This is a genomic window from Corynebacterium sp. HMSC077D03, from assembly GCF_001808545.1.
In the GTDB taxonomy this organism is placed as follows: Bacteria; Actinomycetota; Actinomycetes; order Mycobacteriales; family Mycobacteriaceae; genus Corynebacterium; species Corynebacterium simulans.
Genome location: NZ_KV793690.1, coordinates 133,974 through 159,887 on the forward strand (window position 1 = coordinate 133,974; position 25,914 = coordinate 159,887).

Here is a 25,914-nt window from a genome sequence, read left to right on the forward strand (position 1 = left end):
TTAAGTAAAGGTCGGTCTAGTGGAGCTAGTTCGCATTCTGGTCTCTCGATCAAAACCCTATGGTGGCTTCGTGCTTGCAGTCATTGTGCTCCAAGCACTATCCACCGCCGCCACCTTGTATCTGCCCTCGCTCAACGCTGACATCATCGACAACGGCGTGGTCAAGGTGGACATCGACTATATCTGGCACACCGGCGGCATCATGCTCGCCGTAGCTTTCGCCCAAGTCATTACCGCCGTCGCCGCCGTGTGGTTTGGAGCCCGCACCGCCATGGGCGTCGGCCGCGACCTGCGCAGCGAGGTCTTTCGCCGCGTCGCTCGTTTCTCCGCCGAGGACATGGGCCACTACGGCACGCCCACCCTCATCACGCGCGGCACGAACGACGTCCAGCAGGTGCAGATGGTTTACCTGATGATGTTGGACTTCATGGTGGCCGCACCCATCATGTCCATCGGCGGCATCGTCATGGCGGTGCGCGAGGATGCCGGATTGTCCTGGTTGGTCTGGGTCGCCGTGGCGGTTCTCCTCGGCGTGATTTCCGCGCTCATCGCCAAGCTCATGCCGCTTTTCCGCAGCATGCAGGACAAACTCGATTCCCTAAACGGCACCCTCCGCGAACAAATCGTGGGCATTCGTGTCGTGCGCGCCTTCGTCCGCGAGGCCCACGAGACCGAGCGCTTCACCAAGGCCAACCACGATCTCACGCAGCTTTCCTTGAAGATCGGCCAGATTTTCGTCCTGATGTTCCCCATCATCACTGTCATCCTCAACGTCGCTACCGGCGCCGTGCTGTGGTTCGGTGGCCACCGCGTGGATGAGGGCCTTGTGGAAGTCGGCGCGCTGACCGCGTTCTTGCAATACCTGCTGCAAATCCTCGCCGCCGTCATGATGGGCACGTTCATGGCCATGATGCTGCCCCGCGCCATTATCTGCGCTAAGCGCATCACCGAGGTACTGGAGCACGAGCCTTCCATCGCCGAGCCTGCGAAGAACGTGACGCCGGAGCGCAACGACGGCGTCGTCGAGTTCCGTGACGTCACATTCACCTACGCCGGCGCCGACGCCCCGGTCCTCCACGACATTTCCTTCACCGCCCGCCCCGGCCAAACCACCGCCATCATCGGCTCCACCGGCTCCGGCAAGTCGACCTTGCTGCACCTGATTCCGCGTTTGTATCTGCCCACCGAGGGCCAGGTGCTTCTCGACGGCGCGGATGTCTCCCGCATGAACCGCCAGGACATCGTCAAGCGCGTGTCCCTCGTGCCGCAAAAGCCCTACCTGTTTAGCGGAAGCGTGGCTTCTAACCTGCGCCTCGGCCGCCCTGAAGCCACCGACGAGGAGCTGTGGGAAGCGCTGCGCATCGCCCAAGCAAACTTCGTGGAAAGGGACGAAAAGGGCCTGGACATGCCCATTTCCCAAGGCGGAACGAACGTCTCCGGCGGCCAGCGCCAGCGCCTATCCATCGCGCGCATGCTCGTTGCGCGACCGAAGGTGCTGCTCTTCGACGACTCCTTCTCTGCCCTCGACGTGGTCACCGACGCGAACGTACGTCAGGCCCTGCACGAGAGCCCGCTGCTTGCCGACGCCACGATGATGGTCGTCGCCCAGCGCGTGTCCTCCATCATGGACGCCGACCAAATCCTGGTCATGGAAGCCGGCCGCATCGTTGCCCGTGGCACCCACGCCGAGCTGGTCGAAGGCTCTGAAACTTATAAGGAAATCGTCGATTCTCAAGCCACACCAGTAGAAGGTGAGCAGTAATGGCAAGCACTGCACAAGATGCGCACGGCATGACCGAAGAAGAGCTCCACGAACTCGAAGCCAAGACCGCCGGGGACGATTGGTCCGGCAACGCCCCACGCAAGGCTAAGGCATTCTGGCCTTCCGCGAAGCGCTTGTTCGGGCTGCTCATGCCCTTCAAATCGCGGCTTATCATCATCGCATTGATGAACATCGTCTGCGTATTCCTCGCGGTCTACGCACCGAAGGTGATGGGCAAGGCAACCGACGTCATCTTCGCCGGCGTGCTTTCCAAGCAGCTGCCGGCGGGCACCAGCGAGGAGCAGGTCATCGAGGGCCTGCGGGCGGAAGGCAAGGACACCTTCGCGGACATGGCTTCCGCCATGGACCTGCGCCCAGGCCTGGGCATCGACTTCACGCAATTGGGCCGCATCATCACCATCGTCATCGCGATGTACTTGGTCTCCGCGCTCTTCCAGTGGTGGCAGGGTCATATTCTCAACTCATTGGTGATGCGCGCGGTCTATGACCTGCGCCAACGCATCCAGGCCAAGGTCAACGCGCTGCCGCTGAACTACTTCGACACCAACTCCCGCGGCGACCTGCTCTCGCGCACGACAAACGACGCCGACAATATCCAGACCGCGCTCCAGCAAGCGGTCTCGCAGGTCTTCTACGACCTGCTCATGGTGGTGGGCATTACCGTCATGATGTTCTCCGTGTCTTGGCAGCTCGCACTGGTGGCCCTGCTTTCGCTGCCGCTGACCGGCATCGTCATTGGTGTCATCGGCGCGCGCTCGCAGAAGCAATTCGCCACCCAGTGGCGTGCCACCGGCCAACTCAACGGCCAGGTGGAAGAGGCCTTCTCCGGGCACGACCTCGCCTTGGTCTATGGCCGCATGGACGCCATGACCGAAGAATTCGATGAGCGCAATGAGGAGCTTTATAAATCTGCATCGCAAGCGCAGTTCCTCTCCGGCATGATGATGCCGGTCATGCAGTTCATCTCTTATCTGTCCTACGTGGTCATCGCCGTGATGGGCGCGCTGCGCGTGGCCCACGGCCAGCTCACCTTGGGTGGCGCACAAGCCTTCATTCAGTACTCCCGCGAGTTCAACCAGCCGCTGGGCCAGCTGGGCGGCATGATGCAGCAAATCCAATCCGGTGTTGCTTCCGCCGAGCGCGTCTTCGAATTCCTCGACGCTGAGGAACAGCGCCCGGACACCGCGACCTCGCACTTCGAAGGCCGCGCGCGGGGCTTGGTGGAGTTCCGCGGCGTGGACTTCTCCTACTCGGAAGACAAGCCGCTCATCGAGGATCTCAACCTGCGCGTTGAGCCGGGCCAGACCGCCGCCATCGTCGGGCCTACCGGCGCGGGCAAGACCACGCTGGTCAACCTCATCATGCGCTTCTACGAGCTGAATTCCGGCACCATCACTATCGATGGCAATGACACCGCCGAAATGTCGCGCACCGAACTGCGCTCGCAGGTGGGCATGGTGCTCCAGGACGCTGTGCTCTTTGAGGGCACCATCATGGAAAACATCCGCTACGGCCGCCTAGATGCCACCGACGAGGAGGTCATCGAAGCAGCAAAGGCCACCTACGTGGACCGCTTCGTGCGCGCTTTGCCCGATGGCTACGACACACTCATCGACCAAGACGCCGGCGCTATCTCTGCTGGCGAGCGCCAACTTATCACCATCGCACGCGCCTTCCTGGCCCAGCCGGCGTTGCTCATCCTCGACGAGGCCACCTCCTCTGTGGATACCCGCACCGAGATGCTCGTCCAGCACGCGATGAATGCGCTGCGCGCCGACCGCACCTCCTTCGTCATCGCCCACCGTCTTTCCACCATCCGGGATGCGGACCTCATCCTCGTCATGGAGGAAGGCCGCATCGTCGAGCAAGGCACCCACGCCGAGCTGCTTGCCCGCGAAGGCGCCTACTGGCGGCTTAATCAGGCGCAGTTCGCCGAAGAGGACTAGCCTTTCGGCGAGTGCGTCGAAAAGCTGTGCCTCGCGTTTGCCGGCTGGGCTCGGTTCGAAACCGCGATGAATACCGACTCCCATCTTTGCGCGCCCACCGTTTAGGCTGTTTATATCTGCGCGCAACTTTATAAGGAGTCCGTGAAATGACAGCCGTCTTCGGTTGGCTAGCCATCCTCGTTTCGATCCCCGTGTGGGGCTACTTTGCGTACCGCGCATGGGGCATGTTCGCTTTCATTCGCTCCGGCGGGCCAACTCTGCTGCAGCGTTTCGACCACCTAGGCAAGCGCCTGTGGCGGGTCGTGGTGGGAGGATTCGGCCACACGCACTTCAAGGGCCGCCCCTTCGTCAACGCGGCGCACTGGGCAGTCATGGTGGGATTCCTCTTCGGCATCCTCGTCTGGTTTGAAGCCTATATCCAGACCTTCGCGCCGTCGCGAGGCTGGCCGCTGCTATCGCATTGGTCGGTCTATCACTTCATCGAAGAGGTCCTCGGTATCGCCACCGTTGTGGGCATTAGCTTCCTCATCGGCGTTCGCCTCAAGTATGGACACACCGAGCGCGGCTCCCGTTTCTACAACTCCCAGCCAGGCCCTGCCCGCATCGTCGAGGCCGTGGTCTTCCTGGAGGGGCTTGGAATGCTGCTGGTCAAGGCGTCGAAAATCGCGGCGTTTGGCCACGGCTCCCCGTGGGCGGATTTCCTTTCCATCCACCTGGCCAAGCTGCTTCCCGCCTCGCCAGCGCTGGTGTCCTTCTTCGCGCTGTTCAAGCTGCTTACCGGCCTGATTTTCATCTTCCTGATTTCGCGCCACTTCACCTGGGGCGTCATGTGGCACCGCTTCATGGCGTTTTTCAACATCTTCTTCCAGCGCAACGTCAGCGGCGACAAGGCACTCGGCTCCCTTCCGACCCCGGACCTCGAAGAAGACATCGCCCCCGGCAGCTGGAAGATGCTGCTCGATACCACCTCGTGCACCGAGTGCGGCCGCTGCCAGGACCTTTGCCCGGCGTGGAACACCGAGAAGCCGCTGAGTCCGAAGAAGTTCGTGATGGACATGCGCGATGCCGCCGTCGAGAACTACAACCCGCACGAGGGCGTCAACGTGTTGGCAATGGCAAACGCTATTGACGACGACGTCCTCTGGTCCTGCACCAACTGCGGCGCCTGCGTGGACCAGTGCCCGACCGACATCGAGCACATCGACCACATCGCTGACCTGCGCCGCTTCAAGGTCTTGGCGGAATCCGACTTCCCCTCTGAGCTGACCGGACTGTTCAAAAACATTGAGACCAAGGGCAACCCGTGGGGCCGCAATAACTCTGAGCGCCGCGCCTGGATCGATGAGGCACGCGCCGACGGCATCGAGGTGCCTATCATCGGCGAGGACGCCACGGACTTTGCCGACATGGAGTACCTGTTCTGGGTCGGCTGCGCCGGTGCCTACGACGAACAGGGCCGCAAGACCACCCGCGCCGTGGTGGACCTGCTGCACACGGCGGGCGTGAAGTTCGGCGTGCTTTCTACTGGTGAGACCTGCACCGGCGATCCCGCGCGCCGTGCTGGCAACGAGTTCCTGTTCCAGATGATGGCGCAGCAAAACGTTGAGACCCTAAACAACGCTTTCGAAGGCGTTCCGGAAGGCCAGCGCAAGATCATCACCACCTGCCCGCACTGCTTCAACACGCTGCGCAACGAGTACCCAGATTTCGATGGGCACTTCGACGTCTTCCACCACACCCAGCTGCTTAACCGCCTAGTGCGTGAGGGGCTGCTCAAGCCGATCCCGCGTACGCCGGAAAACCGCAAGCCGATTACCTACCACGATCCGTGCTTCTTGGGCCGCCACAACAAGGTCTTCGATCCGCCGCGTGAGCTGCTGGAAGCCACTGGCGTTTCCCTCCGTGAGATGGACCGAAATCGCGACGAGGCCTTCTGCTGTGGCGCTGGCGGCGCACGCATGTTCATGGAGGAAAAGCTAGGCACCCGCATCAACGAGTTCCGTGCGGAGCAGGCCATCGCCACCGGCGCGGAGGAGATTGCCACGGGTTGTCCATTCTGCAACGTCATGTTCACCGGCGGCGTTAAAGCGCTTGCCGACGCCCCCGGTTCTGCAGCAGCGTCCGCTGCACCTGCCGTCACCGACGTTGCCCTCATGCTCCGCGCTTCCGTCGCCGACGCCGACGGCGCCCTCCCCGAGCCGCGGCCGAAGGCGTTCCTCGGCACGCCAATCCGCCGCAAGGCACCTTCCCAGACGCCTGCGCCTTCCGCGGCGCGCCCAGCATCTGCCGATTCCGCCCCAGCTGCGTCTGCTTCGGCCGCTTCCGCAACCCCAGCTGCCCCCTCTACACCTTCTCCGGCCGTGCCTGCAGCGCCAGCTGCGCCCGCACCGGCTACCCCGGCTGCTCCTACTGCACCTGCCGCTCCCTCGGCGCCCGCCGCACCAGCCGCTCCCTCGGCGTCCGCCGCACCCTCTGCTCAAACTCCGCCAGCTCCAACTCCACCGGCCGCGCCGGCTGCACCACAACCACCTGTAACTCCAGCACCGACGGCCCCGAGTGCTCCTACTCCCCCAGCGGCTGCTGCACCACAACCACCAGCTGCGCCGGCGGCACCTAGTGCCCCGGCGCCCGCTGCACCTGCAGCACCGACTGCGCCAAAGCCACCTGCGGCAGCCACGCCTGAACCACCGGCCGCGCCAAAGCCGCCAACAGCGCCGCAGCCACCCGCAGCGCCCAAGCCACCCGCAGCGCCACAGCCACCAGCTGCGCCCAAGCCGCCAGCGTCAGAGTAAAGCTGGTTGGCCATTCACGAGGACAGTCTGGGATACCCAGGCTGCCCTTTCGTCGTTTTGGCCAAATGGTCCCGGTCATCCGGTCCGTTGCAAATGGTTGTTTATCGAGTAACTAAAAGCCGAATCAACCGAAAATCAAGGCATTTGGCAGCAAGGGGAGCTTGATAAAAGGAGCCGAGTAAAGGGGCTATCAGCAGATAGACAGGACTAGGTGGAAAAGGCGCATGCTTCGCCGAATAGGCACATGGAAGATTCGACGCGTACGCTGTTGACATGCTTAATGTCGCGACTAGCGCCGCCGACACATTGGTGCTCGCATCTGGGGAAGCTGACTACACCCCGTCCCTCGTCTCCTTCGCTTGGATCATGGCCGCCGCCCTCCTAGCGCCACTGGTTTCTTTCATGCTGAAAAACAAGATGCCCGCCGTGGCACTGCTTATCTTGTTCGGCATGATCCTGGGCCCGTCTGTATTAGACCTCGCACACGAGGACCCTGGTATCGGCATGCTCAAAGAGCTGGGCGTCGGCGCTTTGTTCCTCCTCGCGGGATTCGAAATCGATCTTGCGACGCTGAAATCTAAACAAGCCGTCACCGGCTTTTCCACCTGGTTTATCTGCATGGTGGCATGTCTCGTGGGTGCTTATTTCCTGCTCGATGACATTCCGAGTGCCATCGTCATGGCCATCGCGCTTACCTCCACGGCCTTGGGCACCATCACCCCAATGCTCAAGCAGGACAAGCTCCTCGGCACCAAGGTGGGCAATTCCGTCGTCATCCACGGCGCCATCGGCGAGGTCGCACCGATTACCGCCATGGCTCTGCTGCTCGGTACCCGCTCCACCTTGACCACGATGCTAATTCTGCTGGCCTTCATCATCATCGCGGTCGTCGTTGCGGTCATGCCGCGCGCGCTCATCGTCGCAGTGCCGTGGCTCAAGACGGCGTTCCTTTCCGGCGCAGGTTCCACAAACCAAACCATCCTCCGCCTCATCATCCTGATCCTGGCCATCCTCATGGCCGTGACCTCGGTCTTCGAGCTCGACATCGTCCTCGGTGCCTTCGCCGCAGGCATCATCCTCAACCGGATCATTCCGGACGAGTTCCACAAGCGCCTCGAAACCCGCCTCGATGTGGTCTGCTATTCCATGCTGATCCCCGTCTTCTTTGTGGTCTCCGGCATGGCCATCGATTGGCACGTCATCGCCAATAGCCCTCTCAAGGTCATCGGCATCCCCGCGCTGATTCTGGTCACCCGCGGCCTGCCGGTATTCCTGCGTGAGAACATCCACCACACCGGCTCCGATATCGAAACCACCCGCGAGCGCCTGCAGGTCGCCCTTTACGCCGCCACGGGTCTTCCGATCATCGTCGCTGTCATGACCATCGCGGTCAGCTCCAAAATCGTCGATACCGAAACCGCCTCTATCTTTGTTGCCGGTGGCGCGCTGACTGTAGCGCTCTTCCCGCTCTTATCTAGCTTGGTCAAAGGCAAGCAAGAAAACGAACCCGCAGAGCCTAAACCTCAGCCGGAATCGAAGCAGAAGAAAGCTGATCACTAACAGCTGACCACAAAGGCAAATAGTTTTCCTATAGTAGAATTTGTGACTCACAGCTACGGTTCCTCGCCCTTCGATCCTTCCTCTTCAATGCGGCTTTCCGACGCAGAGAAGACGGACGCCATCAACGATCTCGCCCGCGCCGTCGGCGAGGGCAGGCTCAGCATGGAGGAATTCGAGCAGCGCTCTGACGACGTCATGCGCGCCACCACCCGCCGCGAGTTGGTCCCCTTGTTCACAGACATCCCGGCGGTTTCTGCCACCGAAATCAAGGTCTATTCCCGCGGCGAGGTCGAGCGTGCATACAAAGCCGGCAAAAAGCCGCGCCTGGCCACCGCGCTGATTGGCTCGATGGCCTTAACCTTCGCCGCCACCACCTGCTTCGTCGTTTCCGAAACCGCCGGCACGATTGCTCTCCTCAGCGGCGTGGGCGCACTGTTCCTCATCCCAGCGCTATGGATTATGCTCTACGTCGCCAAAATCGGCCCAAAGTCCTGGCACCAGCCCTCCCCGCGCAAGATTGAGCGCCAGCACCGCCGCGAGCTTTTGCAGCTAACGGCCCAAGAGCGCGCCCAGCAGAAGGCTTTGGAGCAAGCGCAGTGGGCGGAGAGGCGCCGCCAAGCAGGTGAGCTGACCAGCGAGGCCATGAATCTGGCCAAGCGCAAGCTTGAGCAATGGAATAAAAAATAAGCCTGCCGGTTGACCCATTTATAGTCTGTAAGTGGCAGAATACTTTCCATGACTACACCGAACAACCGCATTTTTGACCAATCCACCAAGCTTCAGGGCGTCGCGTATGACATCCGTGGTGAGGTCTCTGCGGAGGCGGAGCGCATGGAGCTCGACGGCCACAGCATCCTCAAGCTGAACACCGGCAATCCTGCCGTATTCGGTTTCGATGCCCCGGACGTCATCATGCGCGACATGATCGCAGCGCTGCCGACTTCCCAGGGCTATTCCACGTCGAAGGGAATCATTCCGGCACGCCGCGCGATTGTCACCCGCTACGAGCTGGAGGACTTCCCGCACTTCGACGTCAACGATGTCTACCTGGGCAATGGTGTTTCTGAGCTCATCACCATGACCACGCAGGCGCTGCTTAACGATGGCGACGAGGTACTCATCCCAGCCCCCGATTACCCTTTGTGGACTGCCGCCACCTCCCTAGCGGGCGGTACGCCGGTGCACTACCTGTGTGATGAGGAGGATGACTGGAATCCTTCGATCGAGGATATCCGTGCGAAGGTCACGGAAAAGACTAAAGCCATCGTGGTCATCAACCCGAATAACCCAACGGGCGCCGTCTACTCCCGCGAGGTTCTGCAGCGCATTGTAGACGTAGCGCGTGAGTACAACCTGCTAATTTTGGCGGATGAGATTTACGATCGCATTCTTTACGACGGCGCGAAGCACATCTCGATCGCGTCCCTCGCTCCGGATCTGCTGACGATTACCTTCAACGGTCTTTCCAAGGCTTATCGCGTGGCTGGTTACCGCGCTGGTTGGATGGTTCTGACCGGCCCGAAGAGCCATGCACGCGGCTTCATCGAGGGTCTCGACCTACTGGCGGGCACCCGCCTGTGCCCGAACGTTCCGGCACAGCACGCAATCCAGGTAGCTCTCGGCGGACGACAGTCCATCTACGGGCTCACGGGCGAGGGCGGTCGCCTGCTCAAGCAGCGCAACGTGGCCTACGAGAAGCTCAACGAGATCCCGGGCGTTTCCGTCACCAAGCCGATGGGTGCTTTGTACTGCTTCCCACGCTTGGATCCGAATGTCTACGAGATTCACGACGATTCCAAGCTGATGCTGGATATCCTGCGCTCGGAGAAGATCCTGATGGTCCAGGGCACTGGTTTTAACTGGCCAAACCCGGACCACTTCCGCGTGGTTACCCTGCCGTGGGCTTCCCAGCTGGAAAACGCTATCGAGCGCCTCGGCAACTTCCTGGCCAGCTACCGCCAGTAGCTCAAGCCGCCTTTCTAAGTGAAAGGCCTCGTATTTGTTTGCAATTTTTGTGCGCAGTTGCCATTTGAACTGACAATCGTTCACAATAAGCTGCATGGGCAAACACACGACGGCTTCCAAGCCGGTGGTCTCCTTTCCTAGTGGAGGCCGCCTTTATTTAGCGACGAACCAAAACCCGTGGCGTCTCGCGCTGCTTATCGGGCTTGCGCTGGCCGTCCTTGTAACCATCATCGGCGCTATTTTCCTGCGCCCTACCACTTCTCCGGTAGATCACACGAGCGCAGAGTTCTCGCAGACTTACGCTCTGAACCACCCGCAGGCCGAGGGCACGGTCAAGACTGTCGACCACGCCATCTGCCAGTCGGATCAGACCGGCAAGGCCTTCGACAAGCCACCACTCATTCCGGCGGAGCCAGGTGGCGATTGCACCCGCTCCCTCATCGATATCACCTCCGGGGACAACGCAGGCAAGATGACCCAGCTGGTGCACTTTGGCGTCGCGGGTGACCCAGACTTGCAGGAGGGTGACAAGATCCTGCTCTCCGAGGCCACCGGCCCCAACGGGGACGTAGACTATGCCTTCGCCGATTATCAACGCAGCGGCAACCTCGTCCTCTGGGCCATCATCGCCGCTATCGTCATCATTGCTTTCGCGGCATGGCACGGATTGCGCTCGCTCATTGGCCTGGCAATTTCGCTCGCAATCGTATTCTTCTACTTGCTTCCCGCTCTCGTCGAGGGCACAAACCCCTTGGGCTTGGCATTGGTAACCAGCGCCGCCATCATCTTCATCGTTGTACCACTCGTGCACGGGTTCAACTGGAAGTCCGCCTCTGCTTTGGGCGGTGCACTCATCGCCCTGCTGCTGGCGGCTTTCCTGGCCAGCTCCACTATCAACTCAACGAGCCTGCAGGGACTTAGCTCCGAAGACAACCTCAAGCTCCTGCTCTACATGCCCGGAGTTTCCATCGTGGGTGTCCTGCTCTGCGGATTCATCATCGGCGCGCTGGGCAGCCTCAACGATATCTCCATCGCGCAGGCCTCCACCGTCCGCGAGCTCAATGAGCTCAACCCCGAAGCAGGCCCTGCGGATCTGTTCAAGTCCGCCATGAAGGTCGGCCGCGACCATATCGCTTCCATGGTCTACACCATCGTCCTCACATATACCGGCGCGTCAGTGCCGCTGCTCATGCTGATTACAGCAGCTCAGCGCCCGGCGGGCCAGATTCTTTCCAGCGACCTCGTAGCCACCGAGCTCCTGCGCTCCGCCGTGGGTGCAATGGCACTGACCCTAGCAGTGCCCATCACCACTCTCATCGCAGCGCTGACCATCCCGCAGCGTGAGGCGGGTCCCGAACCTGACGCTACTAATAGCGCCCTGTCCGTTCGCTAGAGGCTGCGGCCCAGCGCCTCGATGGTCCAGCCGGCCTGCTTCCACGCCTCAACGTCGAGGACGTTGCGGCCGTCGATGATGTGTTTGTTGGTGACCAGCTCCGCCACTTCGGCGGGGTCCAGCTGGCGGAATTCTTGCCATTCGGTGGCGAGAATAACCAGCTCGCTCTCGCGCAGAGCTTCCTCACAGTCAGCGGCGTAGTTCAACGTAGGAAACACCTTGCGGGCGTTTTCCATGCCCTCTGGGTCATAGACGGTAACCGCAGCGCCAGCCAAGGACAAAGAACCCGCCACGGACAGCGCTGGCGAATCGCGAACGTCGTCAGAGTTCGGTTTGAAAGCGCATCCCAGAACTGTCACGCGGTGGCCTAACAGCGAACCCTGGAAGGCCTCTTTAGCCATGTCCACGGTGCGGTCACGGCGACGCATATTGATGGCATCGACCTCACGCAGGAAGGTCAGCGCTTGGTCCGCACCCAACTCGCCGGCACGTGCCATGAATGCACGAATATCCTTCGGCAGGCAGCCACCGCCGAAGCCCAGACCTGCGCCCAAGAACTTACGGCCGATGCGCTCGTCGTAACCGATAGCATCGGCAAGCTTTACGACGTCCGCGCCCGCAATCTCGCAGATCTCAGACACGGCGTTGATGAAGGAAATCTTGGTGGCCAGAAACGCATTCGCAGAGACCTTGACCAGCTCGGCAGTCTGCAGGTCAGTCACAATAAACGGCGTATCCTGCGCCAACGGCTTGGCATAGACTTCACGGGCTACAGCCTCGCCGCGGGACTGCCCGCCCCGCACGCCCAAAACGATGCGGTCTGGAGCGATGGTGTCCTTTACTGCATAGCCCTCGCGCAGAAACTCTGGGTTCCACGCGATTTCCACATGGCTGCCCTCCTGGGCCAACTCATTCGCCATCTCCTGCAGCTCCGCCGCAGTTCCCACGGGAACGGTGGACTTACCAAAGATGACGTGCTCGCCTTCCAGAAGCGGCACGAGGTCTCGAATGACGGCCTTTACATAAGTCATATCTGCGGCATAAGAGCCATGCCGCTGTGGCGTTCCAACGCCTAGGAAGTGGACGTTCGCAAACTGCGCCGCCTGCGCATAGTCGGTGGTGAAAGCAAGGCGGCCGGCCTCAATATTGCGTTCCAGAACCTCCGGCAAACCGGGTTCATAGAAGGGAACCTTGCCGGACTTAAGGGATTCAATCTTGGATTCATCCACATCCACGCCCATAACCTCATGGCCGAGCTCAGCCATGCAGGCGGCGTGGGTTGCACCGAGATAACCAGTGCCGATAACCGTCATACGCATAAACGCGAATGTTAGGCCGGTTATGTAAACGAAGCGTGAAGACTATCGGAAATTCAGGTAAGACTTCGACGGCGTCGGGCCACGCTGGCCCTGATACTTCGAACCCAGCACGCCCGTACCGTACGGGCTTTCCGCAGGCGAGGACATCTTGAAAATCGCCAGCTGGCCCACCTTCATGCCCGGCCACAGGGTAATCGGCAGGTTAGCGGTGTTGGAAAGCTCCAGCGTGATGTGGCCGGAAAAGCCTGGGTCGATAAAGCCCGCAGTCGAGTGTGTCAGAAGGCCCAGGCGTCCCAGGGAGGACTTGCCCTCCAGACGGCCTGCCAGGTCTGCTGGCAGGGTGAACTTCTCGAAGGTCGCGCCCAATACAAACTCGCCTGGGTGCAGCACGAAGGCATCGCCTTCTTCGACCTCTACCAGACTGGTGAGGTCCGGCATTTCTTCCTTTGGGTCGATGTGCGTGTAGCGCGAGTTGTTAAAGACGCGGAAAAACTTGTCTAGGCGCACGTCGATAGACGAGGGCTGGACCATCTCGGCGTCGTATGGCTCGATGGCTAGGTTCTCGGAGTCAATGGCTGCACGAATATCACGATCTGAAAGAAGCACGGCCTAGAGTTTACGCGTCTTGTGTTTCTGCCGATACATCTGCCAAGGCATTTGCTTTAGAAACTATGCGCGGTGCTATGCTTTTCGGCAATGCATCTATAGCATTGCGCCGACGTAGTTTAATGGTAGAACTTGAGCTTCCCAAGCTTACGGCGCGGGTTCGATTCCCGTCGTCGGCTCCAAATTTTAAGGGCGCCGCAGGCTTTTGCTTGCGGCGCCCTTCGTGATTAGCACGAGACGATCGGCTGCGGGTCGTAGACCGTGGTGGTGGTTTCGCGCGAAACCTCGCGGCCGGAGAGGTCCTTGATGATGCGGGTATCAGAGGTGGTAAATCCTGGCGCGCCAGACGACGGCGAGCAATCCTCACCCACCGACATACGGGTTGGCTGGGTGGTGGCCCAACGGCCGTTGTTGACGGACTCGACGTCGTAAGTCTTCGTACCCTTGAAACGGACCGTAATCTTGCCGCCGCCGAAGCCGGTCTCGATGCGGATTGGCGTATTGGTCGTGTTCTTAAACTGCAGGTCGATAGCACCCTCGTAGACGGTTGCCTCACGGCCCGCCGGGTAGCGGGAGATGTAATAGGAGTGGGGCGTGTGTGCTACGTCTTCCATACCGGCGAAGTAAGCAGCGTTGTACAAGGTAGTGGCGAACTGCGAGATGCCGCCGCCGACCGCAGTACCGGAGTGGCCATCAATAATGATGCCGGATTCCACATAGCCCTGCGCAGTACCGCGCGGGCCGGTGTAGCCGTTGAGGGAGAAAGTCTCGCCCGGGCTGACAACAGCGCCGTTTACTTGCTCCGCCACACGGCGGATATTCTCGCCCGAAGCGCCCGAGAATCCACCGGTTGAGAACTCAGAAACAGTGTCGTTGAAGGTGGCCTTCTCCGCCATTTCCGTGGTGTACTCCGCCGGATCCGGCTTGTAGTCCGCATCCCAGGTGCGCTCGTCGCCCTTAACGCGCTTATCGAAGTCCTTCATGGTCTTCTCCCAGTCGATAATCGAGCCATCGACCGAAGGAGTCACGTTCATCTTGCTGCCGCTGAAGGAAATCTTTGCGTTCTGACCTGGTACCTGCGAGCCATCCATGCGCTCTTCAAACAACTGCTGAGCCTTCGGGGTATCCACCTTCAGTTCCAGCTTGCCATCCTTTGCCTCGATGGAAACAAACTGCGCGATCTCATTCTTGCGCAGCGTGCCGGAGACATTGTTCTCACCGTTCAAGGTCAGCGGGTTATCCAAAGCCTTCGCGACGTCACCGGTGCGCATTGCCTCAATGGCGTCGTCGTTAATCGCCGGCTCCACAACAACAGGCGCCACCTCAACGCCGGCTGGGTCCAGCCAGTTATCCTTCACCGACTTCTGCAGATCCGCATCATCCACGGTCTGGCCAAGGACCGGCTTGGTTACCTTCAGGCCGCCGTTGTTTAGCTCCAGCATGCCGTCCTTCGGCTCGAAGGAAAGTTCCTTCTTTACCCGCTCCAAAGTACTGTCCAAAGCCGCGGCATCAACGTCCACGGCCACCGGGATTTCCTTGGTGGATTTCACGAAGCTATAAAGGCGGCTAAACGGATTATAGGAAGCATCAGGGATACCGTCCACGGCCTTTTGATAGTTCAAAATCAAGCCGGATTCATTCGGCACCAACTGGGATGACTTCTCTCCAGAGGCGACCGAGACAGGTTTAGTCTCGACGTCGCCAAGCTCCCGCTCCAGCTTTTCCACCGCTGCGGTGCGCTCCATGCCGGAAATGTTGACGCCGCCAACCGACGTCGCGCGCGGGACCTTGCCCTGATTCGCAACTACATCCCACCCATAGGCGATGCCTGCGATGAGGAGAAGGCCGACAATCACACCGAGTGTGATGTGCCAGCCTTTGCCAGTTTGCTTTCCTACTGCCTTTTTCACGCCTTAAAGACTATCGTTCAAGCTGAAACTTTCCTAGTAAGGTCCTGATCAGCTCTTACTATTCGGGCAATTTTCCACCCGTAAGCCGTTGGGCGGAGGCTTGCAGCTGCACATCGGTGAGCGTGCCGTCATCGAGTGCTGCGGCCACCGCATCGACAGCCGCGGGGAATTCAGCATCCGTGGACCACAGTGGCATATCCGCGCCGCTAGCCAGCGCAGCCACCACCGCCTGCGGGACGTTCATGGTGTCTGCGATAGAGGCCATGCCGCCGATGTCATCGGTGTAGATAGGCCCGCCATAGTGCAGCTGCTCGCGCGCAAGCTGGTATGCCGCGGGATTGATGGAGGCGGGGGTTTGCCCGTCGCCCAGCCCCGGCACAACGAGGTGCCCCATCATGAGTCCCGCCGCAGGAGCCGCCGGGATCGCCTCCTGGAAAGGCACAAACTCGTGGCCGTAAAGCTCCTCCAGCGGCGGAGTCACAGCCTCGCCGAGATGGGTGTCGCCGGAAGCGCGGCCGTGACCTGGGAAGTGCTTGAACACAGCCTTTACTCCCGCCGATTCCAGGCCGCGAGCAAAAGCCGCGCCGTACTCGCCGGCCTGCTTGGGGTCGGTGGAAAAGGAACGGTCGCCTACTACTTCGAGTTCGCCACCATCGACGTCGAGAACCGGCGCGAAGTCCACGTTGATGCCGTGTTCTTTCAGCACGCGCCCGATCTCGGCACCCATCTGCTCGACTTCTTCTGGGCTATGCTCGGCGGCCATCTGCGCAGGTGCAGGATGCTCGCCGAGGATTTCGGAAAAGCGCTGTACACGCCCGCCTTCGAAATCAATGGAGACTTGGAAATCGCGGCCCACTGCCGCACGCAGGGCGTTAATGTCGCGTCCTGGCTCGCTGAGCAGCGCCGGGTCTGCCCAGCTGGGGATGAAGATTCCGCCGGCGCCGGCCTGCAGTTTGGCCAGCGCGTCGTCGTAGTTCACCGCGGGCGGCATGAGCACCGATGCGGCCAGCTGGCGGCGGTCCACGGGCACAGGCGCTTCTTCGCTGGGGGTTGTACTCGGTGCCGCGCTTGCCGACGCCGCACCAGGCGCCGAGCTCGACGCTGCGGGTTCCTGCGTGCTTTCCGGCTGCTCGCTATCGCAGGAAGCCAGGCCAAAACCAAGCCCAAGCGTGAGGACAGCAGCAGCCGCAGTGCGGGCCGAGAACATCGGGGACGGGGAAAGCTCCATGCCTTCCAGTGTGCACGATTCCCAGCGATATGCCCGCGGAGGGGATTAGTATGGCATCCATGAGTAACGGTGAGACGATGTTGATTGCTTACGACGGCTCCACTCGGGCAGCCCGCGCGATGGAGCACGCAGCCCGCCTGCTGCGCCCGCGCCACGTCGAGATTTTGACGGCGTGGGAGCCGATGGCCCGTCAGGCAGCGCGTGCGGTCAGCCGTACTGGCATGCACCAGTCCACGGTGGCGCCGGAAGCGGTGGAAGATGATCCGGCCTATGAGGAAGCGCTGCGGATTTGTAGGCAAGGAGTCGAGGTTGCAGAAAACCTGGGCCTTTCCGGCCGCGCCCACTTGGTGGAGTCGGTGACCACGATTGCCTCCGCTATTGTCGACGCCGCGCAAGAACTCGACGTCGATATCATCGTCACCGGCACCCGCGCGCTCAGCGGCTTCCGCGGCTGGTGGACCAACTCCACGGCCGAGCACATCGTGCGTAACGCTGGCCTTCCGGTCTTTATTGTTCCGCCCGAGCTGGACGACGACGCGGAGGAAGAAGATAGCTAAATTTCTAGCAGGTAGCTGCTAGGATGTGGGTTTATGGCACTCGAGACGGACTCCCTCAACAAGCGCACCCTCGGCCCCGCCGTGGGCAGCACCGTCGTGGGCATCGCCCTCGGCGTCATCACCATCATTGGCATCGCGCAGTTTTCTAATGCTGATGCAGTTCCGTCGGACGGTGCAGTTTCCGCTTCTGATGCCGTAATGGGCGGCCCGGAGTACGGCTCTAGGAACTAATGAATGCGCAGTCCCGCTGGCGCATAGGCGGGCTTTTAGCTCTCGCTGTTTTTGTATTTACCCAGCCCTTTGGCTTGGTTGCGGCGGATACCAAGCACGATCTCACCGCTAACCCCCTGGGCTTTCTACGCGGGGCGACCAGCGCCTATACCGAGGTCTTTACGCTCGGCCAGTTACAGAACCAGGCTTATGGTTATCTTTTCCCGCAGGGCCCGTTTTTTCTTCTTACCTCGCCGCTGCCGGATTGGGTAGCTCAGCGCTTGTGGTGGTTACTCGTCCTAGGCGTGGGCTTTTGGGGCTTCCACCGGCTGATTTATGCGTCTCTTCCTCCGCAGTTCAGAGACCTTAGGCGGGAGGGCCTTAGGCGGGAGGTTTCGCCTGTCTGGCCTTTTCTTGCGGCCCTGCTTTACGCTCTTTCTCCCCGTGCGCTGACTACGATAGGCGCGATTTCCTCGGAGACCTGGCCGGTCATGCTGGCGCCGTGGGTCATCCTGCCCTTCTTGCGCCGGGAGCTAACGTGGCGCTGCGCCACGGCAGCAGTTTTGCCGGTGGCAGCGATGGGCGCGGTCAATGCCACCGCTACCCTCGCTGCCTGTGTTCCGGCAGCGGTGGTGCTTTTGTACCGCCGAGCCTGGCGTCCCGGCCTAGTGTGGCTGGCCGGCTGCGCGGCGGTTTCTCTGTGGTGGATAGTGCCGCTTTTGGTGCTGGGGCGCTACGCCCCGCCATTTACTGAGTTCATCGAGTCTTCCTATGTCACCACCCGCTGGCTAAACCTGCCGGAAATTCTCCGCGGCACCACCAGCTGGGCACCCTTCGTCGACACGGAGCGCGCGGCCGGATATGCACTGGCCACCCAGCCTTTCTTCGTACTGGTCACCATGACGGTGGCAGCAATTGGCCTCTACGGCCTAGCACGACTGCCGCGAGTCTGGCCGGTCATGGCCTGCGTGGGCATCGCTATCCTCGGCACCCACGCCGCCTGGTATCTCAACGCGCTCGACGGCCCGCTTGCCGCGCTAAGAAACCTCCACAAGTTCGATCCGCTCGTGCGCATCCCACTGCTGCTCGGTTTCGCCGCGGCAACCTCCGCCCTGCCCCTGCCGCGGGTACGGGACGAGTGGTTGCGGCCGGGGCGTCGCCAAGCGGTGGCGGTGCTGGTGGCCGCCATTGCCTGCGCGTCCTTCTCGCCCGCGTGGACTGGGCGTCTACTTCCCAAGGGCGCCTACGAAAAGGTCCCGGAATACTGGCACGAGGCCGTGGACTTCCTCAACACCCATGCCCAGGGCACGCGCACGCTGCTGTTCCCCGAGGCTTCTTTCGCACGCCAGGACTGGGGTTGGACACGCGATGAGCCGGCACAGCCGCTTCTCGACGTCCCGTGGGCCGTCCGCGACGCCATCCCCCTCGTCCCGCCCGAGGCCATCCGCGGACTCGACGGCGTGGTGGCAGCCCTCCACGAAGATCCCGCCACCGGTAGCGCCGCGCTGCGCCGCCTCGGCATCGGTGCGGTGCTGCTGCGCCACGACTTAGTCTCTACAGAGGGCGCGAACGGCCGCGATGACTCCCAGCTGGCGGCCTGGCGCGATGCTTCCTCCTACGGCGGGCAGGTCCACTCTTTCGGCCCTGATGACGAGGTGGAGGTCATCATCCTCCCGCATGCCGACGATGCCGTAAGCACGCTGACCTCCGCCAATCCCGTCCGCGTGGCCGGCGGCGGGGAGTCCCTGGCCTTCCTGGATGCCCATGGTGACGGTTCGGCTCCTGCCTACGAGCTCGTCGATCGTGGCGCCGACATCGTCACCGATACGCCCACGCTGACCGACCGCAACTACGGCACCCTCGACGGGCCCATCTCCGCGCCTTTGGCCGAGGGAGATCCCTCGACGGTGAATAACCGCCTGCGCGACTACCCCTCCGCCGGGCCGCTGACAAAGGTGGTTTCGTACGGCGGCACAGTCCGCGCTTCTTCCTCAGCTGCCGACGCCGATGCCTTCGGTGGTGCCAATCCCGCGCGCTCGCGCACCGCTGCTGTTGACGGCGAAAATTCCACCGCCTGGTGGCCCGCCCCAGGCGATACCGGCTGGCTGGAGCTAAACAAGGACCCGAATACGCCGGCGTGGCCCGCGCCGGTGGTCAAGCTCATGGCCACTGCCCACACCGAGGTCACCGTGCGCTCGGGAAGCGCGAAGGTCAAGGTTAAGCTCAAGCCCTACCGCTCCCGAGAAGTGCGCGTGCCAGGTGGGGATACCCGCAGCATCCGCATCGATCTTTCCGAGCGCGTGGGCATCGCCAACGCGCAGGTCGTGGGCTCCCCCATCGAGCGCGTGGTCACCGTTCCGGCGACTTCCCCGGACGTCCACCAGTTCTTCTTCCAGCAGCTAGCCCAGGACACCCATATCCTCATCCGTGACTTCACGGTGCCCCGCACCATGCGGTTGGAGCTGGACGCCCGCAAGCCCGTGCTTATCGACGGTGTGCGTTATAACCCCGGTGCGCACCTCACCCTCCGCTCCGGCACCCACCGCGTGCGCAGCACCGGCGGATGGATCAGCCTGCGCGAGGTGGGCTGGTCACCGGCCGCCGCCAGCAAACGAACCTCCGGCACCATCGAAGCCACGGGGCAGGACCGGCTGCTTATCACCGGCAATGCGTTTAACCCCGGCCTGCAGGGCCACCTCGATTCGGAGGCCGGCAGCATCGACCTCGCGCCGCGAGAGATCAACGCTTCCCTCCAGGCTTTTGTTATTCCCGCAGGCAGAAGCGGTAGCTTCCGCATGAGCTTTGCCGCGGCGCGTACCTATAAGGCCGCGCTTGGCTTAGGCGGCGCGCTGGCCCTGCTGACCGTGGCCGGCTGCCTGCTTTCTCTTCGCCGCCGCCCCACCGCGCCGTGGCAGCCAGACGATGGCCGCGGCGCCCACATTCTCGCTGCAGTATGCGGCCTGGGTACGCTCAGCCTGCTCGGCCTGCCCGCCGTACTCGCGGGTGTAGCTGCGTGGGTGGTGTTGAGATGGACGTCGCTAAGCGCTGCTCCTTTAGCCGCCGCCCTGACGGCGGCGGCTGGGACCATGCTTGCCCGCGCGCCGTGGGCCAGCGGCAGCTATGCCGGCGATTCGGTCCTCGTGACCTGCTTGTGCGCTGCCTCGCTAGCCTGCGTCCTGTGGCCCAGCCGCCGCGCGAACTGACCAACCAACCGCCTTCCGGGTTCTTCCACCACGGCGTAGCTAACGGCCGAGACCAGCAGGCTGCCCGCCACCGTCACCGCGAAGACCACGCAGAAGTCCACGACCTTGCCCGAAAACAACGGCACTCCCAGCAAGGGAAAGACCACCGACAACACCGCAACGTGCCACAAAAACAGCGAGTAGGACCAACGCCCCAAAGCCTGCCCCCACTGGCTGCTCAGCAGCGAAGACTCCCGTGGGGCCAAAGCCACAGGCGCCATCACGCACACCGCAAAGACCGCGCCCACCATGATGCGTCGCGCGAACTCCCCTGGCTCCGGATGCGCCAAACCCCGCGGGCCAAACCACTCGCGGCTAGCCAGCCACAGGCAACCACACGCCACCAGCCACCACGCCCACCGCATCCGCAGCGCACGTTTTAGCCACCCTGGAAACTGCCCGCGCACAGTTTCTGCTTCAGCTAGCAGCATCCCGACTGCAAACCACGAGGCATACGCCGGCGGCCAAATCTGCGAATTCACGTCCCCCTTGGCGTAATCAGCCACGAAGGGAACAAAGCCCCAGCCCCAGCTCAGTACCGCCGCCACGGCAATGGCCCACGCCCTGCGCCGCCGCGACCATCCGCGCATCACCGCCGCCAGCAGCGGCAGCACCAGATAAAACGCGAACTCCACACACAGCGACCACAGTTGCGTAAGTCCCGGCGCCAGACCGTCGACTACATAAATCTGCGTGCCCGTTAGGTTGCTGAATAGCTGGGTAGCGGTGGCGGAATGGGCGTCGGGAAGCAGTGCGAAGACCAGCACCACACACACCAGATACGCAGGCGCCAGGCGTCCCACGCGGGACCACGCATAATCCCGCGGGCTGTGCAGGCCGCGCCGGCGCCACAGCAGGAAAGCGCTCAGCGCAAAGAACACCGAAACGAAGTAATCGAAACGCTCCGCAATCCCCCAACCGGTGCCCGTTTGAAAGGAGACATGCGTGACCACAATTCCCAAAGCGGCGCAGCCTCGCATACCATCCAACTCAGAAATATGGCGGGGTAGGCTCTTTAAGGAAGAATGGGAAGCCACACTAATTTTTCCTTCCTCCTCATGATGCACGGCGCACGTAAACTGATTGGAACTCTACTGTAATGAAGCGGCTGATTAACTGGAGCTCGCGGATGACGAAGGTGATCGTCGCCGCAATCGTCTTTTTGCTCCTCGGTTCTGTGCTGCCGCCGTTGTACAACAATCAGGCCCGGCCGCTGCCTGATGATCTAAACTTCACCATCGACACCGCCCCTACCCAGGGCACGGCTCTTAACGTCAGCCGCGCTGTGCAACACAAGAAGCCAGCGGATACCCACGGCAACCCTGACTGCGATGCCAAGGATGCTCCACTCTATTGCTATGCAGAGGAACGAGACGTTTCGCTCAAACGCACCACCCGCACCTCGCCTACTGCCGACGACGCCGTGGCTTCCGCCGATTCCCTCCTCCAGGTCACCTCGGATGGCCAAGCAATCGCGGAGATCAAGGAAAACTCGCTGCTCAACCGCGAATCCGCTTATCCGGTAGCAGGGCCCAATAGCTCACAGCAGGTTGATATCGCCCCGCTGAATATCTCTGCGGCTGGCCGCGACTTTTCGCGCGATGGCATCAGCTACTTCTTCCCGGCTAAGGCGGAACAGCGCAGCTACCCGTATTTCGATCCGATGACGCAGACCACAGCGCCCATCGACTTCACCGGTACCGAAAAGCGCGAGACAATTCCGACCTACATCTTCCACCAGGAAATTGAGCCGGTTGCCTTGGCCTATTCGCTGGGCATCTTGCAGCAGCAAACCCCCGATGAGAAAGCCACGCGCACGAGCCCAGAGAAGCTGCAGCGCTCCGGCCCGGCACAGGCGATGTTCGACGAGGAGTCGCTACACCGCTTCGGGCTGGACCCCACCGAGCACGTCAGCCTCGAGCCTTTCTACACGGTCACGCGTGACGTCTGGGTAGAACCAACCACCGGCACCATCGTCGATGCTCATGAGGACATAAAGATTTTCCTCGCCACCGACCAGGACCAGGCGAAGAAGATGGTTGCCGAGGACGACACTGCCGACCGCTCCCTCTTCCAGGCCAGCTTGAACTGGTCCGATGCCACCAAGAAGGAACGTTTGGACACGGTGCGCACGACCATCAACAACGTGAAGATTCTCAGCATCGTCGGCTGGTTAGGCAAGGTCATCGGCGTTATCTTGCTGGCCTATGCCGCCTTTATGTACATGCGCCGCCACCGTGCCGGCGCCTAAACCCGCGCGCCACAGGTCCGCGCGATGCAGGTCCGCGCGCCGCAGGTCCGCGCGCTGGGGCCTAGGGCTGTGGGGCGCCCTGCTCGTGGTGGCAGTGTGCTGGCCGTTTTTCCTGCCCGGCGAGATGGTGTGGCGCGATATGGTTCTACTCCACAACCCCGGTTTTACCGCCTCCAACTTTGGGCTGGGCTCGCTGCCCGCCCGTAATGCGCCCCAGGACGGCGCGCTAGCTTTGCTGGGCGGCGATTGGTTCGCACGCGTGCTCGTCACCGCTTCCGCAAGTGCTAGCGCATACGTTGCCGCGAAGTGGGCCCGCACTTCGCTTTCCGCCGCCGCTGCGATGGCTTGTGCGGTGGCCAATCCTTTCATCGTCGAGCGCCTGCTCCTGGGGCACTGGTCCCTTGCAATTGCGGGATGGCTCGCGCCAGTTCTGGCATGGGCGTGCCTGCACAAGCGCGCGATTCCCGCGTGGCTGAGTCTGTGGGCAAGTTCCCTTACTCCCACCGGCGGCGTATTCGGCGTGCTAATCGCCCTTGTTACTGGCCGTTTCAAGCTCGCCGCGGGTGGCGTGGCGCTGTGCCTGCCGTGGCTGGTGCCGGCGATTACCAACAACGCAGTTCCCGGTCCGGCTGCCGCGCAGGTGGCTGCATTCGCGCCTCGCGCGGAAGCTGGCGTGGGCACCGTCGGCGCTCTCCTTGGTCTCGGCGGAATCTGGAGCGCCGACGCCGTTCCCGACTCCCGCCACCACGGCTTTGCGCTCGCAGGCCTTGTGGTTGCAGCTGTTGCGCTGCTCGGCGCCCGCCGCCTCGCCCCCGCTTGCCGACGCCCCCTGCTCCTCCTCGCCGCCGTAGGCCTCGGCAGCGCGCTTATTTCCTGGGCTTGCCCCGGCGCACTGGCGTGGCTGATTGAAACGGTCCCCGGCGCGGGCCTGCTTCGCGACGCCTCCAAGCTAACGCTACTTGCCCTACCCCTCTACGTCGCCGGTATCGGCGCCCTGCCTAACCTCCCCGCAGCCTTGGCGCTCCTCGCCTGCCTGCTTCAGGCTCCCGACACTCCACGCGAGCTAGCTGTCCTCACGCCACGCCCCAGCGGCATTGATCACCAGCTCGTCGAAGAGCTAGACGGCCGGCTAGCACTCTTCCCGCAACGCCCCTCCCTCGTCACTTTGTCCGACGGCACCACCGCAGTCGACCCGTATTCGAAGGCCGTGAACAAACTGGAATCCGGCGAACTGCGCGTCGACGGCGTTGTAGTCGACCAAGCCCAGCCCGCCTACCGCGCAGCGCTGCAAGCTTGGCAGGACCAGGACTTAGATAAGCTCGCCCAACTCGGCGTGGGCGCGGTGGTTGTTGACGGCCGCATCGTCGCCGAGCCGCCCGCCCCCGCGCCCAAGGTTCCGTGGGCTCTTACCGCCGCCTGGGTGGCCAGCCCGCTGGCCTGCTTAGTGCTCTGGCTGCTGGTCCGTCCAGGCCTTCTAGCTACCCGCCGTCGCACGAGCGGTCTGCGTTAGCAACTTCTCAAAAGCGCGCCCCGTCTTCTCCCAGGAGTAATGTGCTGCCAGCTCACGGGCATTCTCGCCCAACTGACGGCGTAAACTCGCATCCGCAACAAGCTCGCGGACTGCCCGCACAAACTCTTCCTCGGTATCGACCAGCACGCCAGTCTGGCCCGGGATGACGCTATCGCGCAGCCCGAAGGAATAGCCCACCGTCGGCACACCGTGCTGCGCGGCCTCCATCACTGCCAGCCCCCAGCCTTCTTTGCGCGAGGGCATGAGGTGGACGTCGGCAAGCGCAAGCAAAGCGTGCTTATAGTCCTCGGTAACCTGCCCGCGGAAGCGAACCCGCGAGGCCACTCCAATGCGCTCGGCGTACTCACGCAGCTGCGCTTCCCACCAGCCGGAACCGATGACGTCGAGGACCGCGCCAGGCATCTTTGCCACCGTGTCCATCGCATGTTCAATCTGCTTGTGCGGAACCAACCGCGAGAGCGTCACCAGATGGATGGCCGTCTCGCGTTGCAGGGTCGGCACATGTTCTGGCAGTAGGTCGACACCATTTTCGATGATGTGCGCGCCTTTAATTCCCAGCTCTTCCAAATCCTGCTTGGAAGCCTGCGAGACCGTCACATAAGGGCTGCTCCGATAAACCCTTGGCGCAACCTTCGACTCCAAGAACCACCCCAAACGTGCCAAGAGAGGGCCCGCAACCGGCCATTGTTCGCGATGACAATGATGGGTGAGCAAAACAGTTGGCGCCTTCGAAACCAGTTTGGCGAAGAAAGGAATGCCGTTCTGGGTATCGACGATGACATCGATGTTCTTGGCGTCGCCAAGCCCCAAGCGCCCGGCCAAAATGGCTAGCCACGCGCGCGGATACACGCTGAACTTGGCACCGCCACGAGAATATAAAACGCCCTCGCGATGCTCACGCTTTGCAGCATTCATGTGCCGCGCGGTGCGGAAGACCACCTCGTGGCCTTGCGCCGCCAGATACTCCCCGACGCGCTCCAGATAGCGTTCCGAGCCACCGCCCTGCGGGTGGGTGGAATCACGCCAGCACAGTAAAAGAATCTTCATGTCGAACTACTAGCCTAGTGGGTTATGAAACAAACCCGTGCCTTGGCCACGCTCGCGCGTTCGTGGCGCCTGCTCCGCTCTTTCCGCTTTGAGCAGACTGCGCCGGAGATTTTCTACGGCGGTCTAGCCGAAGACACTGCACTGCTTATCGACGCCCTTTGCCACGACGCCGGCACCCAACTCACCGGCGCGCGCGTTCTCGACGTCGGCGGCGGTCCGGGCTATTTCGCAGAGGCCTTCGCCCGCCGCGGGGCACAGTATTTCGGCGTGGAACCGGACGCCGGGGAAATGTCCGCGGCGGGAATCGCCCTGGCGAGCGCCGTGCGCGGTGATGGCACGCAGCTACCCTTCGCTGCAGATACCTTCGACATCACCTACTCCTCGAACGTCGCCGAACATATCCCGCATCCATGGGATATGGGAGAAGAAATGCTGCGCGTGACCAAGCCCGGCGGATTGGTTGTGCTCAGCTACACCGTGTGGCTGGGCCCCTTCGGCGGGCATGAGACCGGCCTGTGGGAGCACTACGTCGGCGGCGCCTTCGCCCGCGATCGCTATACCCGCCGCCACGGCC

At 62.1% G+C, this 25,914-nt stretch carries 19 protein-coding genes and 1 tRNA gene; 14 read left to right on the plus strand and 6 right to left on the minus strand.

The window, feature by feature from the left end; translation table 11 throughout:
• Positions 1 to 19: 19 nt before the first annotated feature.
• The 7 genes from HMPREF2888_RS07170 (at position 20) to HMPREF2888_RS07200 (ending at position 11,439) form a co-directional block, all read left to right on the plus strand.
• Positions 20 to 1,762 (plus strand): ABC transporter ATP-binding protein, encoded by a 1,743-nt coding sequence (locus tag HMPREF2888_RS07170; protein WP_070518581.1) that lies wholly within the window; start codon positions 20 to 22, stop codon positions 1,760 to 1,762.
• Positions 1,762 to 3,729, plus strand: a complete 1,968-nt coding sequence (locus HMPREF2888_RS07175; RefSeq protein ID WP_070455366.1) for an ABC transporter ATP-binding protein — start codon at positions 1,762 to 1,764, stop codon at positions 3,727 to 3,729. Before HMPREF2888_RS07170 ends, HMPREF2888_RS07175 begins: the two co-directional genes overlap by 1 nt.
• Positions 3,730 to 3,875: 146 nt before the next feature.
• Entirely contained in the window at positions 3,876 to 6,521 is a 2,646-nt protein-coding gene (locus HMPREF2888_RS07180; RefSeq protein ID WP_070518582.1) for a (Fe-S)-binding protein, read from the plus strand.
• 273 nt (positions 6,522 to 6,794) lie between these two features.
• Positions 6,795 to 8,081, plus strand: a complete 1,287-nt coding sequence (locus HMPREF2888_RS07185) for a cation:proton antiporter (protein ID WP_061924966.1) — start codon at positions 6,795 to 6,797, stop codon at positions 8,079 to 8,081.
• Between the two features lie 42 nt (positions 8,082 to 8,123).
• Positions 8,124 to 8,768, plus strand: coding sequence for a DUF1707 SHOCT-like domain-containing protein (locus tag HMPREF2888_RS07190; RefSeq protein WP_339018849.1), 645 nt, complete (start codon positions 8,124 to 8,126; stop codon positions 8,766 to 8,768).
• Positions 8,769 to 8,816: 48 nt separating this feature from the next.
• A complete protein-coding gene (locus tag HMPREF2888_RS07195) occupies positions 8,817 to 10,046 on the plus strand; it encodes a pyridoxal phosphate-dependent aminotransferase (RefSeq protein WP_061924969.1) in 1,230 nt (409 codons plus the stop codon).
• Between the two features lie 94 nt (positions 10,047 to 10,140).
• Positions 10,141 to 11,439, plus strand: a complete 1,299-nt coding sequence (locus HMPREF2888_RS07200) for a YibE/F family protein (protein WP_082785832.1) — start codon at positions 10,141 to 10,143, stop codon at positions 11,437 to 11,439.
• On the opposite strand, the gene HMPREF2888_RS07205 is transcribed toward HMPREF2888_RS07200, so the two are convergent.
• Both HMPREF2888_RS07205 and dcd read right to left on the minus strand, forming a co-directional pair.
• Positions 11,436 to 12,758 carry a UDP-glucose dehydrogenase family protein gene (locus tag HMPREF2888_RS07205; protein WP_070518583.1) on the minus strand — a complete coding sequence of 441 codons (1,323 nt, stop codon included), beginning with the start codon at positions 12,756 to 12,758 and terminating at the stop codon, positions 11,436 to 11,438. The two genes, HMPREF2888_RS07200 and HMPREF2888_RS07205, sit on opposite strands and share 4 nt — an antisense overlap.
• Positions 12,759 to 12,800: 42 nt before the next feature.
• Entirely contained in the window at positions 12,801 to 13,364 is a 564-nt protein-coding gene (gene dcd / locus HMPREF2888_RS07210) for a dCTP deaminase (protein ID WP_061924975.1), read from the minus strand.
• Positions 13,365 to 13,472: 108 nt separating this feature from the next.
• On the opposite strand from dcd, the gene HMPREF2888_RS07215 reads away from it, so the two are divergent.
• A tRNA-Gly gene (locus tag HMPREF2888_RS07215) sits at positions 13,473 to 13,546 on the plus strand.
• A 45-nt stretch (positions 13,547 to 13,591) separates the two neighbouring features.
• Here HMPREF2888_RS07215 and HMPREF2888_RS07220 read toward each other — a convergent pair.
• Entirely contained in the window at positions 13,592 to 15,274 is a 1,683-nt protein-coding gene (locus HMPREF2888_RS07220; protein WP_201040768.1) for a VanW family protein, read from the minus strand.
• Positions 15,275 to 15,332: 58 nt separating this feature from the next.
• Positions 15,333 to 16,502, minus strand: a complete 1,170-nt coding sequence (locus tag HMPREF2888_RS07225; protein ID WP_246815047.1) for a glycoside hydrolase family 3 N-terminal domain-containing protein — start codon at positions 16,500 to 16,502, stop codon at positions 15,333 to 15,335.
• A 59-nt stretch (positions 16,503 to 16,561) separates the two neighbouring features.
• Between HMPREF2888_RS07225 and HMPREF2888_RS07230 the strand changes: the two genes are divergently transcribed.
• The 3 genes from HMPREF2888_RS07230 to HMPREF2888_RS07240 are packed head-to-tail and all read left to right on the plus strand — an operon-like array spanning position 16,562 to position 20,472.
• Positions 16,562 to 17,059: a universal stress protein gene (locus HMPREF2888_RS07230; protein ID WP_061925158.1), complete on the plus strand. Its 498-nt coding sequence runs from the start codon at positions 16,562 to 16,564 to the stop codon at positions 17,057 to 17,059.
• A 33-nt stretch (positions 17,060 to 17,092) separates the two neighbouring features.
• Complete coding sequence (locus HMPREF2888_RS07235; protein ID WP_061924980.1) at positions 17,093 to 17,290, plus strand: DUF2613 domain-containing protein; 198 nt, start codon at positions 17,093 to 17,095, stop codon at positions 17,288 to 17,290.
• On the plus strand, positions 17,290 to 20,472 hold the full coding sequence (locus tag HMPREF2888_RS07240; RefSeq protein ID WP_070518584.1) for an alpha-(1->3)-arabinofuranosyltransferase domain-containing protein: 3,183 nt from the start codon (positions 17,290 to 17,292) through the stop codon (positions 20,470 to 20,472). The genes HMPREF2888_RS07235 and HMPREF2888_RS07240 overlap by 1 nt, the downstream gene beginning before the upstream one ends.
• On the opposite strand, the gene HMPREF2888_RS07245 is transcribed toward HMPREF2888_RS07240, so the two are convergent.
• Positions 20,388 to 21,491, minus strand: a complete 1,104-nt coding sequence (locus tag HMPREF2888_RS07245; protein WP_070518585.1) for an acyltransferase family protein — start codon at positions 21,489 to 21,491, stop codon at positions 20,388 to 20,390. The two genes, HMPREF2888_RS07240 and HMPREF2888_RS07245, sit on opposite strands and share 85 nt — an antisense overlap.
• A gap of 119 nt (positions 21,492 to 21,610) precedes the next feature.
• Here HMPREF2888_RS07245 and HMPREF2888_RS07250 point away from each other — a divergent pair, with 119 nt between their 5' ends.
• Positions 21,611 to 22,762 (plus strand): PorA family protein, encoded by a 1,152-nt coding sequence (locus HMPREF2888_RS07250; RefSeq protein WP_070518586.1) that lies wholly within the window; start codon positions 21,611 to 21,613, stop codon positions 22,760 to 22,762.
• Positions 22,763 to 22,901: 139 nt separating this feature from the next.
• Positions 22,902 to 24,272 carry an MmpA family trehalose lipid delivery protein gene (locus tag HMPREF2888_RS07255; RefSeq protein ID WP_083296625.1) on the plus strand — a complete coding sequence of 457 codons (1,371 nt, stop codon included), beginning with the start codon at positions 22,902 to 22,904 and terminating at the stop codon, positions 24,270 to 24,272.
• On the opposite strand, the gene HMPREF2888_RS07260 is transcribed toward HMPREF2888_RS07255, so the two are convergent.
• Positions 24,237 to 25,340 (minus strand): glycosyltransferase family 4 protein, encoded by a 1,104-nt coding sequence (locus HMPREF2888_RS07260; RefSeq protein WP_061924992.1) that lies wholly within the window; start codon positions 25,338 to 25,340, stop codon positions 24,237 to 24,239. The two genes, HMPREF2888_RS07255 and HMPREF2888_RS07260, sit on opposite strands and share 36 nt — an antisense overlap.
• A 24-nt stretch (positions 25,341 to 25,364) precedes the next feature.
• Between HMPREF2888_RS07260 and HMPREF2888_RS07265 the strand changes: the two genes are divergently transcribed.
• Positions 25,365 to 25,914 (plus strand): class I SAM-dependent methyltransferase (locus HMPREF2888_RS07265; RefSeq protein ID WP_070518587.1); only part of this gene is annotated, 550 nt, incomplete at its 3' end.

What these genes read in the sequence shown, in the direction of transcription:
- HMPREF2888_RS07175 (WP_070455366.1), top strand. Translation starts at nt 1,762, where the DNA reads ATGGCAAGCACTGCACAAGATGCGCACGGCATGACCGAAGAAGAGCTC.
- HMPREF2888_RS07180 (WP_070518582.1), top strand. Translation starts at nt 3,876, where the DNA reads ATGACAGCCGTCTTCGGTTGGCTAGCCATCCTCGTTTCGATCCCCGTG.
- HMPREF2888_RS07185 (WP_061924966.1), top strand. Translation starts at nt 6,795, where the DNA reads ATGCTTAATGTCGCGACTAGCGCCGCCGACACATTGGTGCTCGCATCT.
- HMPREF2888_RS07195 (WP_061924969.1), top strand. Translation starts at nt 8,817, where the DNA reads ATGACTACACCGAACAACCGCATTTTTGACCAATCCACCAAGCTTCAG.
- HMPREF2888_RS07200 (WP_082785832.1), top strand. Translation starts at nt 10,141, where the DNA reads ATGGGCAAACACACGACGGCTTCCAAGCCGGTGGTCTCCTTTCCTAGT.
- HMPREF2888_RS07205 (WP_070518583.1), bottom strand. Translation starts at nt 12,758, where the DNA reads ATGCGTATGACGGTTATCGGCACTGGTTATCTCGGTGCAACCCACGCC.
- HMPREF2888_RS07225 (WP_246815047.1), bottom strand. Translation starts at nt 16,502, where the DNA reads ATGGAGCTTTCCCCGTCCCCGATGTTCTCGGCCCGCACTGCGGCTGCT.
- HMPREF2888_RS07230 (WP_061925158.1), top strand. Translation starts at nt 16,562, where the DNA reads ATGAGTAACGGTGAGACGATGTTGATTGCTTACGACGGCTCCACTCGG.
- HMPREF2888_RS07235 (WP_061924980.1), top strand. Translation starts at nt 17,093, where the DNA reads ATGGCACTCGAGACGGACTCCCTCAACAAGCGCACCCTCGGCCCCGCC.
- HMPREF2888_RS07240 (WP_070518584.1), top strand. Translation starts at nt 17,290, where the DNA reads ATGAATGCGCAGTCCCGCTGGCGCATAGGCGGGCTTTTAGCTCTCGCT.
- HMPREF2888_RS07245 (WP_070518585.1), bottom strand. Translation starts at nt 21,491, where the DNA reads ATGCGAGGCTGCGCCGCTTTGGGAATTGTGGTCACGCATGTCTCCTTT.
- HMPREF2888_RS07250 (WP_070518586.1), top strand. Translation starts at nt 21,611, where the DNA reads ATGAAGCGGCTGATTAACTGGAGCTCGCGGATGACGAAGGTGATCGTC.
- HMPREF2888_RS07255 (WP_083296625.1), top strand. Translation starts at nt 22,902, where the DNA reads ATGGTTCTACTCCACAACCCCGGTTTTACCGCCTCCAACTTTGGGCTG.
- HMPREF2888_RS07260 (WP_061924992.1), bottom strand. Translation starts at nt 25,340, where the DNA reads ATGAAGATTCTTTTACTGTGCTGGCGTGATTCCACCCACCCGCAGGGC.